Origin of the sequence: Kiloniella majae (assembly GCF_002118315.1) — a bacterium.
Classification (GTDB): domain Bacteria; phylum Pseudomonadota; class Alphaproteobacteria; order Kiloniellales; family Kiloniellaceae; genus Kiloniella; species Kiloniella majae.
Genome location: NZ_MTSZ01000009.1, coordinates 72973 through 86855 on the forward strand (window position 1 = coordinate 72973; position 13883 = coordinate 86855).

The 13883-nt window shown below is 44.4% G+C and carries 12 protein-coding genes; 11 read left to right on the top strand and 1 reads right to left on the bottom strand.

From position 1 onward, the window contains the following. Positions 1 to 238 precede the first annotated feature (238 nt). From BKB51_RS18850 to maiA, 11 genes are all read left to right on the top strand, one after another. Positions 239 to 1825, top strand: a complete 1587-nt coding sequence (locus tag BKB51_RS18850) for an ABC transporter substrate-binding protein (protein WP_085902668.1) — start codon at positions 239 to 241, stop codon at positions 1823 to 1825. A gap of 10 nt (positions 1826 to 1835) precedes the next feature. Beyond that, positions 1836 to 2795 carry an ABC transporter permease gene (locus BKB51_RS18855; RefSeq protein ID WP_085902669.1) on the top strand — a complete coding sequence of 320 codons (960 nt, stop codon included), beginning with the start codon at positions 1836 to 1838 and terminating at the stop codon, positions 2793 to 2795. A gap of 12 nt (positions 2796 to 2807) precedes the next feature. Then, complete coding sequence (locus BKB51_RS18860) at positions 2808 to 3629, top strand: ABC transporter permease (RefSeq protein WP_085902670.1); 822 nt, start codon at positions 2808 to 2810, stop codon at positions 3627 to 3629. Next, on the top strand, positions 3629 to 5263 hold the full coding sequence (locus BKB51_RS18865) for an ABC transporter ATP-binding protein (protein WP_085902671.1): 1635 nt from the start codon (positions 3629 to 3631) through the stop codon (positions 5261 to 5263). The genes BKB51_RS18860 and BKB51_RS18865 overlap by 1 nt, the downstream gene beginning before the upstream one ends. A gap of 69 nt (positions 5264 to 5332) precedes the next feature. Continuing rightward, positions 5333 to 6172 carry an alkaline phosphatase family protein gene (locus tag BKB51_RS18870; protein WP_085902672.1) on the top strand — a complete coding sequence of 280 codons (840 nt, stop codon included), beginning with the start codon at positions 5333 to 5335 and terminating at the stop codon, positions 6170 to 6172. Between the two features lie 135 nt (positions 6173 to 6307). Continuing rightward, a complete protein-coding gene (locus BKB51_RS18875) occupies positions 6308 to 8377 on the top strand; it encodes a CocE/NonD family hydrolase (protein WP_085902673.1) in 2070 nt (689 codons plus the stop codon). A gap of 137 nt (positions 8378 to 8514) precedes the next feature. Continuing rightward, positions 8515 to 9540 (top strand): TRAP transporter substrate-binding protein, encoded by a 1026-nt coding sequence (locus tag BKB51_RS18880; RefSeq protein ID WP_085902674.1) that lies wholly within the window; start codon positions 8515 to 8517, stop codon positions 9538 to 9540. Positions 9541 to 9617: 77 nt separating this feature from the next. Beyond that, positions 9618 to 10160: a TRAP transporter small permease gene (locus BKB51_RS18885; protein ID WP_085902675.1), complete on the top strand. Its 543-nt coding sequence runs from the start codon at positions 9618 to 9620 to the stop codon at positions 10158 to 10160. Then, complete coding sequence (locus BKB51_RS18890) at positions 10160 to 11464, top strand: TRAP transporter large permease (protein ID WP_085902676.1); 1305 nt, start codon at positions 10160 to 10162, stop codon at positions 11462 to 11464. The genes BKB51_RS18885 and BKB51_RS18890 overlap by 1 nt, the downstream gene beginning before the upstream one ends. Before the next feature lie 78 nt (positions 11465 to 11542). Beyond that, positions 11543 to 12040, top strand: coding sequence for a MarR family winged helix-turn-helix transcriptional regulator (locus BKB51_RS18895; RefSeq protein ID WP_085902677.1), 498 nt, complete (start codon positions 11543 to 11545; stop codon positions 12038 to 12040). Between the two features lie 3 nt (positions 12041 to 12043). Beyond that, positions 12044 to 12691: a maleylacetoacetate isomerase gene (maiA, locus tag BKB51_RS18900; RefSeq protein ID WP_085902678.1), complete on the top strand. Its 648-nt coding sequence runs from the start codon at positions 12044 to 12046 to the stop codon at positions 12689 to 12691. Between the two features lie 88 nt (positions 12692 to 12779). Here maiA and hppD read toward each other — a convergent pair whose 3' ends face one another. Next, the gene (gene hppD, locus BKB51_RS18905) at positions 12780 to 13883 is read right to left on the bottom strand and encodes a 4-hydroxyphenylpyruvate dioxygenase (protein WP_218044090.1); all 1104 of its coding nucleotides are present in this window, start codon (positions 13881 to 13883) and stop codon (positions 12780 to 12782) included.

The following is a 13883-nucleotide window of genomic DNA, read 5'->3' on the forward strand; positions in this document are numbered from 1 at the left end:
TCAAGATTCTGAAAAACAGAATCAATGTTGGAGGTGCGTATAAGTAATTATTTTTTTCAGGCAAAAAGAACGAGGTTTGTCTCTCTTTTCGTTTTGAAGAGGCTATCCGGGTACGAACTGCAGGATTTAAAAATAATTAAAACTTATAATTAGTTGAATCATATGATAAAATAAAAGCGAATAAACGCTTATATGGTTCTCACCTAAAAGATAAATACAAACAGGGAGTAGAATAGGAATGACACAACACATTAATTATCTGGCAAAGCTTGCCGCTCAGGGGAAACTAGGTCGCCGTGAGTTCTTGGGCAAAGCTGCTGCTGTCGGTGTCTCTACCGCTGCTGCAGGTAGCCTGTTATCCAGTGCTGCCATGGCCGAAGGTCCAAAAAAAGGTGGAAAACTAATAGCTGGTCTTGGCGGGGGGGAAAGTACAAATAGTCTTGATCCCGCAACTTTTCTGACACAGGTTTCTCACGATTTTGGAAAGTGTTGGGGCGAAACGCTTGTTGAGGTTTCTCGTATAGGTGAAATTAACTTTCGATTGGCCGAGAGTATTGAACCATCAGCAGATGCAAAAACATGGCACTTTACAATTCGCAAAGGTGTGGAATTTCATAACGGTAAAACAGTAACTGCCCAAGATGTTCTGAAAACGATGCAACGCCATTCCGGTGAAGATACTAAATCTGGTGCCTTGGGCGTTATGCGTAATATCGAATCTATGAAGGCTGATGGTGATGTTTTCTCCGTCACTCTGAAAACGGCTAATGCTGATTTACCTTACCTGATGTCAGACTATCACCTGATTATTCAGCCGGACGGTGGTATGGATGCTCCTGATGCTGGTATCGGTACTGGGCCATATAAAGTTACTGTAAATGAGCCAGGTGTTCGTCATGTTGGCGAACGTAATCCTAATTATTGGGATCCATCACGCGGTCACGCTGATCAAGTTGAAATTGTAGTTCTAAACGATGCAACGGCCAGAACTGCAGCCCTTCAGGGCGGACAGGTTCATATGATCAACCGTGTTGAACCAAAGGTTGCGGACCTTCTGGAACGCGTCCCGGGTATTCAGGTGAGAAGTGTTTCCGGTCGCGGTCATTATGTATTCCTGATGCATTGTAATACAGCGCCATTTGATAATAACGATCTTCGCCTTGCACTTAAATATGCAATTGATCGTGAAGAAATGGTTGATAAAATTCTTCGTGGTTATGGATCTGTTGGTAATGATATGCCGATCAATGGTGGTTATCCGCTGTTTTCTGAAGATATCGAACAGCGTACTTTTGATCCAGATAAAGCAAAGTTCCATTATAAAAAATCTGGTCATGATGGACCTGTTCTACTTCGTACTGCTGGCACTGCATTTGCTGGCGCTGTTGATGCTGCTCAGCTATTCCAACAATCTGCTGCTAAATGTGGTATTACACTGGATGTTAAGCGTGAGCCTGATGACGGTTACTGGACTGAAGTCTGGAATAAGCAGCCTTTCTCTGCTTCGTACTGGGGTGGTTCACGTCCGGTACAGGATCAGATGTATTCTACAGCTTATCTCTCAACAGCTGACTGGAATGATACACGGTTCTTCCGTCCGGACTTTGATAAGCTCTTGATCGAGGCACGCGGTGAGCTTGACCAAGCGAAACGTATTGCGCTTTATCGTGAGATGGGTGTGATGGTTCGTGATGAAGGCGGTGTAATTGTGCCTATGTTCAATGACTTTATTGCTGCTGTAAGTGACAAAGTTGCTGGATACGAAGATGATCCAAGTGGCGAAATGATGAATGGTTTCGCCCTCGCAAAAACTTGGTTAGCGTAATCAGCGACCCATGGGACATCCCATTTTGAATCTGGTGGCTCAACGCATAGCGTTGGGCCTCCTTCTCCTCTTTCTGGCATCGGGGTTAATTTTTATCGGAACCCAGATTTTGCCAGGAGATGTCGCACAATCTATTCTAGGTCAGTCAGCAACACCGGAAGCTGTTGCCAATCTGCGTAAAGAACTTGGCCTGAATGACCCGGCTTATGTCCGCTACTTCAAGTGGTTAGCTGGTGTTTTGCAAGGAGATCTTGGAACTGCGCTTTCAAATGGCAAATCTATTGCCGAAGGTATATCTTCACGTCTTCAGAATACACTGTTTTTAGCGAGTTGGGCAGCAGCTTTGTCTGTTCCACTGGCTGTCGTTCTTGGTCTTCTTGCGGTTCAGTATCGTAATCGCTGGCCTGATAAATTGATATCTGGTGTATCTCTGGCGTCAATTTCTCTCCCAGAATTCTTTATCGGGTATTTGCTCATCTATTTTGTTTCTGTGCAATTAGGGTGGTTCCCATCTGTTGCAATTTTGAACGAAACAATGACTTTGGGCGAAAAGCTAAACGCGATTGCCTTACCTGTCGTCGTTCTGACAATGGTTGTTCTTGCGCACATGATGCGCATGACCCGAGCTGCGATTTTGAATGTCATGCAATCTGCTTATATTGAAACAGCTGAATTAAAAGGTCTTAATCCTTTTACAGTTATTCGAAAGCATGCTTTTCCCAATGCGATTGCTCCCATTGTCAACGTTGTGATGATCAATCTTGCGTATCTTGTTGTTGGTGTTGTGATCGTTGAAGTTATTTTTGTCTATCCTGGGATGGGGCAATATCTGGTTGACCATGTTTCCAAGCGTGATGTTCCTGTTGTTCAGGCATGTGCTTTGATTTTTGCCAGTGTCTATATCTCATTGAATATCATTGCTGACATTGTATCGATCGTGGCAAATCCACGTTTGAGACATCCAAAGTAGGGGATCGTATACATGAACTTTAAACGTATTCCCCTGAGTGCACTTGTTGGCATCATTGCGACAGGTGGATTTCTCTTCGTTGCTGTCTTTGCTCCGGCATTGGCGCCTTATGGTATGGCAGAGATTGTTGGTGATGTTTGGGAGCCGGCTTCTGATGAATTCCTGCTTGGCACAGATAATGTTGGGCGCGACCTTCTTACACGGATGATGTACGGTGCTCGTATCACAATCTTTATCGCTGGTGCAGCTACAATCTTTTCTTTTGTTATGGGATCTGTTCTTGGCTTCACCGCTGCGGTAACCGGTGGTTGGTTTGACATGGTCTTATCGCGTTTTGTCGATCTATTGATGTCAATTCCAACCCTGATCTTTGCGTTGGTTGTTCTATCCGTCTTACCTGGTAACCTTGTGACGCTAATTGTCGTTATGGGGGTTTTAGATAGTACACGTGTCTATCGACTGTCCCGTGCTGTAGCCGTTGATATCAACGTCATGGATTATGTGGAAGCAGCCAGATTACGTGGTGAGGGTACACGTTGGATTGTCTTCAGAGAAATCCTGCCGAATGCCTTGTCGCCTTTGGTTGCTGAATTCGGCCTTAGATTTATCTTTGCTGTTCTTTTCCTGTCTTCCTTGTCATTCCTGGGACTTGGCATTCAGCCCCCGGAAGCTGATTGGGGCGGCATGGTAAAAGAAAACAAAGAAGGAATTATCTTTGGTATTCCTGCGGCACTTATTCCTGCCTTTGCAATTGCTGTTCTGGCAATTTCTGTAAATCTTGTTGCGGATTGGATCCTCAATAGAACAAGTGATCTGAAAGGAGGGCGCGGATAATGTCTGATAATCTTCTTGAGATTAAGAACCTGAAAATAGGCGCTACTGTCTATCCTCCTGGCGAGAAGCCTCACGATATTACAATCGTTCACGATGTGTCTCTTGACCTGAAAAAAGGTCAGGTTATGGGGCTTATTGGTGAAAGTGGTGCTGGTAAGTCAACTATTGGCCTTTCTTCTATGAGTTATGGTCGCGGTGGGGTTGAAATTACGGGTGGTGAAGTTTTCGTCAATGGCCGCGATATCCTTAAAATTCAAGCTCATGGCTTAAGGGAGTTGCGGGGCAGGGAGGTAACTTATGTTTCCCAATCTGCGGCAGCTTCCTTTAATCCGGCCATGCGTTTGATGGATCAGGTCATTGAGACCACGCTGTTGCATGGACTTTCAACGAAGACACAAGCGGAAGAACGCGCAATTGAACTTTTCAGGTCTCTGGGGCTTCCAGACCCTGAAAACATTGGTAATCGCTATCCGCACCAGGTGTCTGGTGGGCAATTGCAACGTGTTATGACTGCAATGGCACTTTGTCCGAAGCCTGATCTGATTGTTTTTGATGAACCGACAACGGCACTTGATGTGACAACACAGATTGATGTCTTGGCCGCGATTAAAAAGGCAATTAGAGATACTGGTGTTGCTGCTCTGTATATTACCCATGATCTGGCTGTGGTGGCACAGGTTTCTGATGAAATCCTTGTTTTGCGTCACGGTAATATGGTTGAACACGGAACTGTTCAACAGATTATCGAAGAACCAAAAGAAGAATACACACAGGAATTGGTGAAAGCTCACTCAATAACACACGAAGAGAAAAAGCCGACAGACAATCCAATTCTTCGTGTTGAGAATATCACGGCATCCTATGCAGGAACGATTAAAGTTCTAAAAGATGTCTCTGTTGATATTCATGCTGGTCAAACACTGGCTGTTGTTGGTGAGTCCGGTTCGGGTAAATCAACTCTGGCACGGGTGATAACGGGGCTGCTACCACCAAGTGAAGGGCGTATTGTCTTTGATGGCAAAGAGCTGACACCGGCATTGCCAAATCGAAGCCTTGATGACCTTCGTGAACTTCAGATGATTTATCAGATGGCTGATGTGGCAATGAACCCACGTCAAACTGTCGGACAGATTATTGGGCGTCCACTTGAACTTTATTTCGGTATGAAAGGCGCTGAAAAACGTAAACGCGTTATTGAGCTGCTGGACGAAATCGAAATGGGTGAGAAGTTTATCGACCGGTATCCTGCTGAGCTTTCCGGTGGTCAGAAACAACGTGTATGTATTGCTCGTTCTTTGGCGGCGAAACCCAAACTGATCATTTGTGACGAAGTTACATCCGCACTCGATCCGTTGGTTGCTGATGGCATTTTGAAGCTTTTGCTTGATTTGCAAAAGATAGAAAATGTTGCCTATCTCTTTATTACTCACGATCTTGCGACGGTGAAATCGATATCTGATTCCATTGCTGTTATGTATCTTGGGGAACTGGTGAGATATGGAACCAAGTCCGAAGTTCTTTCACCTCCGTTCGATGACTACACGGATCTTCTGCTTTCTTCAGTACCAGAAATGAAGCTGGGCTGGTTGGAAGAGGTCTTGGCGGATCGGAAAATGGAAAGTGCCGGCAATTAGTCGGCACTTATATTCCACTGCCAATGGATAAGATTGGCTATTATCAGTGCTGTTTAGGGAGGTTATCTCTTGGCTCTTAAAAATAAAGTGTTGTTGATCATCTTGGATGGTCAACCATGGAGAGATGCGCGTCGTTACATGGGGAACCTGGAAGGTTGGGTTCAATCCGGCGAAGCACGTGTTTGGAAAATGCGTGCAGTGTTACCATCAACATCTGCATCTTGTTATGCGTCTATTCATACTGGCGTAACACCGCAACAGCATCATGTCGTGTCTAATCAGTCTATTTTCCGTGTGGAACAGGCTGATATTTTTAGTCAAGTTCGGGCTGCAGGTGGAAAAACAGGCGCTGTCACGCATTCATTCTGGTCTGAATTCTTTAATCGTGCGCCGTTTGATATGGTTCGTGATATTGAATATGACGAAGAGGATAGCCCGATTAATCATGGTCGTTTTCATACCATGACGGGCTATGGACACAAAAATCAGATGACCCCGTCTGATGCAGATTTGTTTGCCACACTGACAATGTTGACGGAACGTCATAAGATCGACTATGGCATTCTGCATACCTGTACCCTTGATTCCATGGGGCACAGATTTGGCCATGATTGCCATGAAATGGATAATGCCTGTTTTGCTATAGACGCGATGCTTGCGCATTTCCTTCCTCGATGGATCAAAAATGGTTATGAAGTCATTGTGACAGCCGACCATGGTCAGTCAGATCGTGGGCACCACGGTGGCCGCGGGGATGATCAACAGGATGTGGCGCTATATTGGTTTGGTGGCGGCAATGGACCTAAAGACGACGTCCTGCTGGATCAATTACAACTTGCACCAACGATTCTATCCAGAATGGGCGCCCCGATTGCGGATACAATGAAGGCAGAGCCTTTCTTGAAATAAACCAGAATATATTTGTTTGGTTTTTATTTGTAACTGGGTGCGAAAGCTTTTCATAAAGCCTTCGTATCCAGTTTTTTTTATGCCAGTTATCTTATGGCGGTTCATTATTACAGATATAGCTTTTTGAGGTGCAATATGGCGACAAGCTTTCAACCCCGATCAAATGTTACTCAACATGATGGCTTTTGCGTCTGGGAGAATATCTGGATCCCGCTAAAGGATGGCCGACAGCTATCGGCGCGTATCTGGATGCCTGATTTGACACAGGATGAAGAAGGTGGAGTTATACCCGTACCTGCGATTTTCGAATATCTTCCTTATCGCAAGCGTGATGGAACCGCACAGCGGGATGAAAGCACCTATCCCGTCTTTGCCAAGGCAGGGTATGCAGGTGTACGTGTCGATATATCAGGTACAGGTGAATCTGACGGAGTTTTTGACGATGAATATTCTCCTCGTGAACTTTCTGACGGCATCGAAGCAATAAACTGGATTGCAAAACAGCCCTGGTGCACTGGTAAGCTTGGGATGATGGGTATATCCTGGGGTGGCTTTAATGCCCTGCAAATTGCGGCTTTGCGACCGGAACCATTAAAGGCCGTTATATCGATTGGCTCGACTGTTGACCGGTATAATGCTGATATTCACTATAAAAGCGGCTGCCATTTGAATTCAAACCTGTCTTGGTCTGGTGTGATGCAATGTTTTGCCAATCGGCCACCAGATCCAGATTTAGTTGGTGATAAATGGCGGGATATGTGGCTAGAACGCTTAGAGGGCGCTAATCTTATTCTCGATGAATGGTTATCTCATCAACGCTATGATGATTTCTGGAAGCATGGCTCGATTGAACAGGATTATGAGGCTTTGGAAATCCCAAGTTTGGTAATTTCCGGTTGGGCTGATGCCTATAAAAATGCGCCCCCAGAAGCAGCCGAAAATATGCCCGGTCTTGCTAAAGCCATCAACGGTCCCTGGGTGCATAAGTACCCGCATTTTGCCTACCCACATCCCAGATCAGATTTCCATCAAGAAGCTTTGCGTTGGTGGGGTCGATGGATTTGTGATGAACAGAATAATGCAGAAAACTTACCAGCCTATCGTGCTTATATTTCAGAGAATGTAAGACCTTCGCTCTGGCGGGAACATGAAGAGGGGAGATGGGTTGCAGAAGAAGTTTGGCCATCCAATAGCATTGCGGTGCAAAAATTATACTTGAATGCTGATCACAGTCTTACTGAGACGAATGATAGTAATTGTAGAGGCCGGGTATCCATTTGTTCACCTGAAGATACTGGTATTGCCTGTGGCGAGGTCTTTGCCCTTAAGCCAGACACAGAAACTCCAGGTGATCAACGCATTGATGATGGGGGATCTTTGGTCTTTGAAACAGATATTCTTAGTGACGCAATTGAGATCCTTGGCCAACCAACGTTATCTTTGAACGTGGCAATTGATGCGCCGCTTGGAAATCTGGCCGTGCGATTGATCGATGTGCATCCTGACGGTGTTTCTCATCGCGTCTGTTTTGGTGTTTTGAACCTGGCGCATCGTGATGGTAACGAAACGCCAAAGGAAATGATTCCAGGGCAGGCAGAAGATATCAAGGTCATCTTGGATCATATTGGCTATCGTTTTTTACCGGGACACAAAATTAGAATTTCCATATCAACAGCCTATTGGCCATTGATCATGCCATCGCCGTATCATGTTACTGCCTCAATTTCTCTGGATAAAAATGCAGCTCTCTCGTTGCCTGTCAGAGCAACAGGTAATCAAATGGTCAGCGATGATGAAACCCATATGCCTGAACCCGAAGATGCAAACCCGCTACCTGTATATAGAGAAATAACACCATCTAAAACGGAACGCCGGGTTGAAAAGGATTTTGCTGGTAACCGGACACATTACATTACCGATGATGATACCGGAACAACGGAAATTCCGGGACATGCTTTACGTGTCAGGCATACAAGCTTAACAAAGTGGTCCATAAATCCCGATACACCCTTGGGGGCGGAAGCGACATCACAATGGTGTTGTTACATGTCTCGTGATGGCTGGTTAATCAAGCTGGAAACTGACGTTTCAATGATTTTAAATGCAGATAGTTTTGATATTTCAGGAAAGATGATCGCTTACGAAGGGGATAAGGCGATCTTTGCTCGCGATTACCAAAAATCTATCCCAAGAGATCACATGTAAAGTAATTATAAATCTATTCATAGGGCTACAAGAATAGCTTGCAGTATAGTTTCATATGAAACTATACTCTTTCTGCACATAAATAATTTAAAGATCTGTATGCATACAGAAATAAAAAAGAGCAGGAAGGTTATAGGATGAAACGTACACTCATTGCGCTGGCAACGGTTGCAAGCACTGCATTGCCAGCAATTTTTTCAAATGCTGTCGGGGCAGAGATTGAATTAAAGCTGAGCCACTTTCTACCGTCGTCTCATCCAACCCAAACCCAGTTTCTTGAGCCTTGGGCAAAAGAGCTTGAAGAGCGAAGCGATGGTCAAGTCAAGGTAACTATTTTCCCTGCCGGATCTGCCTTTGGTCATGTTGCTAAGCAATATGATCAAGCAAGAGCAGGTGTCGTCGATATTTCTCATGGTCTCACTGGCTTTCCTCGTGGTCGTTTACCACGTACCCTGATCATGGATCTTCCTTTCCTGGCAAAATCATCTGATGCTGCATCTCGTACCTTATGGGATTTGTATCCAACTTATCTTGCTGAAGAATATAAGGGATTGAAGGTTCTTGCCTTACATGCCCACAACCCAGGTCTTATTCATACACGGGGTAAACAAGTTAGTACCATGGATGACCTCGCGGGTTTACGGGTGCGCGCGCCTTCCGCGGCAACATCTATGATGCTCAAGCAACTTGGGGCAACACCGGTTGGACTTCCCCCTACACAGGTTTATGAAAACCTGCAAAAGGGTGTAATCGACGGAACCATTTTCCCCTATGACGGTGTTCATGGATTTAAGCTTGCCGAAGTTCTGGATTACCATCTTGATGCAAAGGCTTACACAACAAGCTTCTATTTCATTATGAACGAAAAGAAATATAACGCCTTGCCTGAAAAAATCAGAGCAATCATTGATGATATGTCTGGTGCATCCCTTGTCGCGAAGTTTGGTCCTTGGTGGAATAACTGGGACAAGCCCGGACTTGAAGATATCAAGAAAAAAGGCAGCCCTATAGTTGTCCTCAATGATAACCAAAGGGAAGAATGGCGGCGTGCTCTGGAACCAACAACAACCAATTATTTAAAAAGCTTGGAAGAGGCTGGCGTGGATAATGCTCAAGAAATTTACGATGCTGCAGTAAAGTCTGTCGCAAAATATGAACAGTAATTGTCTTTGAAATGGTCGCTTTAACAATGGGATAGAGCGACCATTTTTTAATATCAACAGAGCTGTTTGTGTGAAGCATGACTTTCAGTATATCTAAATATTTCAATCATCTAATCAAGTATGTTGCCTGGATAGGTATCCTGTTTTTGTTAGGTGCCATGCTCATTACAACAACAGATGTTGTGTTGAGGAAGATCGATAACGTGGGAATCTATGGAACGATTGATTTGGTCCAGTTGATGATTATGTCGGCGGCTTATCTTTCAATACCCTATGCTTTCATGAAAAAAAGCCATGTTGCCGTGGCGATCTTATCCGAACGTATGCCGAAAAAGATCGCCTGTTTTTGTCAGGCCTTGGGAATGTTGTTTTGTGTTATCTTTATGATCTCGATTGCCTGGTTTGGTTTTCTGCAGGCCCAACAACAGCATCAATACGGTGATATCTCTATCACTCTAGGTTTGCCGATGATTTACTATTGGGTACCTGTTTTAATTGGCTCAACATTGTCCGGAATAGTCTCTGTCGGACTTTTAATTACCAGTTTCTTTACCCTGTTTAGTGAAAAACAAGACCCATCTGATAAAGGTCCGCTTGATAAAGAGAGTGCGCAAATCTAATGGCATCCTCAACAATTGGTCTTATTGCCTTTGTAGCTCTTTTCGGATTGATTGCCATCAGAGTACCCATAGCCATAGCGATGGGTATTGTTGGCATGGTGGGTGGCTTAATTATTAATGGTTTTGATTCCGTCGCCTTTATTATGGGATCTGTCCCGTTTGAATCAATCTTTCCCTATTCGTTATCTGTCATTCCGTTATTTATCTTGATGGGCGTCTTTTCTTCGAAAGCTGGTCTATCAAGAGCGCTTTATGATGCTGCACACGCTTTTATCGGGCACTATAAGGGCGGGTTAGCAATGGCAACGGTTGGGGCTTGCGCCGCATTTGGGGCCATATGTGGATCGTCTTTGGCGACAGCAGCGACCATGTGCCGTGTCGCAATGCCAGAAATGCGTCGACGGAACTATGATGATGGATTGGCGAGCGCAACAATTGCGGCAGGTGGAACGCTTGGTGTTTTGATTCCTCCCAGTGTTATCATGGTTATCTATGCCATTTTGACTGAACAATCGATCGGTCGCCTTTTTGCCGCAGCTCTGATCCCCGGTATACTCGCGACGATACTTTATATGCTTGCTGTACGGATCAAAACCGCCAGAAATCCCGACTTGGCCCCGGCGGATGAGCCCGTTGACTGGTCTGGACGGATTGCTTCCATGCTAAATGTCTGGCCTGTTATTTTGTTATTTACCGTTGTCATTGGCGGAATCTATGCGGGGTGGTTTTCCCCAACAGAAGCCGCCGCAATAGGGGCAATAGGGGCCTTTATTCTTGCGCTCCTCAAAAGAAAAATGGACCGCCGAACATTTATTGAATGTCTGGAAGAGACAGCGAGTTCAACGGGGATGATCTTTATGATCCTGATTGGAACCGCCGTATTCAATTACTTTGTCGAGACGACAGGTCTTCCGCAAGCTTTGGTGGCTTATGTCAGTGAATTGGGCTGGAACGAATATACAATTTTGATACTGCTGATCATTTTTTATGTCATCCTGGGATGTTTTATGGATGCGTTGTCAATGATTTTGCTGACGTTACCGTTTGTTTATCCTTTGATTACCAACATGGGTTTTGATCCAATATGGTTCGGTGTGATTATGGTTTCCGTTGTCGAGGTTGGCTTGATAACACCGCCTGTGGGGATGAACCTGTTTATTATCATGGCTGGGACACCGGGATTGAAACTACAAACTATTAGCCGGGGCGTTGTTGCTTTTTTAATGGCAGATGTTGTTCGGCTGGCTCTCTTGATCCTTTTTCCGGCATTATCCCTATGGCTTCCGGCTTTATTGATGGATTAGCAAACGAAATATCGATTTGTTAAACAAACAAAAATGCAACTGAACTCATTCATAAAGAAACGTGGCGTATAAGACGAAATGACTAATAAGAATTCTATAAAATCAGACAATGACGTTTTGGATCTAAAAGACTTTTTTCCTTATAAAGTCCGCGTTTTTTATCGCTCTGTAAGCCAGTCCATTGCCGAAGTCTATACAAAATCCAAAGGGCTGACCGTTTACCAATGGCGTGTGATGGTTGTTTTGGGAAATAGCCAACCACTTTCTGCCAGTGAAGTTGTCGACTATTCCAGCTTGGACAAGGTGCAGGTTAGCAGGGCCATCAAAGGCCTTATGGAAAGAGATTTCATAGAACGCCACGTGGATGACGTTGATAAACGTAAGGTAAATTTACTTTTGACCGAGAAGGGCAGCGACACACTTCAAGAGCTTATTCCTCTTGTCTTGAAACGAGAGCAGGAAATCCTTGATGGTCTGAGTGATGCTGAAAAAGAAACGCTAGAAAACCTTATGGGGCGGGTGTTGAAAAACGCAGATCAATGCTTTGGTGCGGATAAACTGGTCGAGGATATCTAACTTATGAAGCTCTATAGCTACTGGCGATCAACAGCGGCTTATCGTGTTCGAACTGCCTTAAACCTCAAACAGGCTGAATACGATATTATTCCTGTTCACCTTGTTAAAAATGGCGGGGAGCAGCTAGGGGGTAAGTACAAAGAGATTAATCCGCAAAAACTTGTGCCTGCTTTGGAGACAAAAGAAAGCGGAACTCTAACGCAGTCGATGGCAATTATTGAATATCTGGATGAGATCCTGCCCGGGCATAATCTATTGCCAACTAATGCAGGGGATAGAGCATTTGTAAGAAGTTTATCCCAACTGGTCTGTTGTGACATTCATCCGATAAATAATTTGAGAGTTCTTAAGTATCTAACAGGAGAAATGTTACTTTCTCAAGATCAGAAATCCACATGGTACGAGCATTGGGTTCTAGAGGGATTATCAGCGTTTGAGCAGCGTTTAAAAACACGTCAGTCAGAGGGATCATATTGTTTTGGCTCTAAACCCGGAATGGCTGATTGTTGCTTGGTGTCGCAACTTTATAATGCCCATCGGTTTGATATATCGATTGCAGAGTTTTCTGAAATAAGAAAAATTGAAGAAAACTGTCTCAAGTTAGAAGCCTTTGATAAAGCGAGGCCAGAAAACCAGATAGATGCTGAGTAAGTTAAAGTAGAGAGCTACTCCATTTCGAAACAAAAAAGGGCGCCGATCATAAAATTAAGCGCCCTTTTATTATCTGACTATTAAGAGATTAGTCTGTTTTTAGCACACCACGATTAACCTGATCGCGTTCGATAGATTCAAACAGGGCTTTGAAGTTACCTTCGCCAAAACCGTCGTCGCCTTTACGTTGAATGATTTCAATAAAGGCAGGGCCAATAACGCACTTGGTAAAGATTTGAAGTAGAAGGCGCGGATCGCCAGCTTCTGTTGCACCATCCAAAAGAATACCAAGTTTTTTAAGTTTTTCAGGGTTTTCGCCGTGTCCGGGGAGGCGTTCATCCAGCATTTCGTAGTAGGTTTCTGGCGGGGCATCCATAAATTCAACACCATTGGCACGCATGTCTGATATTGTTTTATAGATATCGGGTGTTGTTAACGCGATATGCTGAATGCCTTCGCCATTAAACTTCATCAGATATTCTTCAATCTGACCTTTGCCTGCGGAAGATTCTTCGTTCAACGGAATACGAATTTTACCATCCGGTGCCGTCATCGCTTTCGACGTTAAACCTGTGTACTCTCCTTTGATGTCAAAGAAGCGGATTTCCTTGAAATTGAAGAACTTTTCATAAAACTCGGCCCAATAAGCCATGCGACCACGATATACATTATGGGTGAGGTGATCGATGATATCCATGCCATAACCAACAGGATTTTTCTCAACATCGGGTAAGTACTCAAAATCAATATCGTAAATACTGGACCCATCTTCATAGCGATCAATTAAATAGATAGGCGCGCCGCCGATACCTTTGATTGCCGGAAGTTTTAGTTCCATCGGACCACAAGGAATATCCAGTGGCTGTGCACCAAGTTCTAATGCTCTATTGTAGGCCTGGTGCGCGTTATCTACTCTAAACGCCATACCACAGGGCGAAGGACCATGTTCTTCTGCAAAATAATAGGCCGGGCTATTTTTCTCTTTGTTTAGGATAAAGTTTGTATTGCCCTGACGATAGAGGTCAACATCCTTTGAACGGTGTTTTGCGACAAGTGTAAAGCCAATTGTTGTAAAGAGGTCGATAAGAACTTGAGGATCTGGGGCCGCAAATTCTACGAATTCAAAGCCATTCAGGCCCATAGGGTTATCAAACAAGTCGGAACGTTCAGCCATTTTATTCATAGTGGTCAT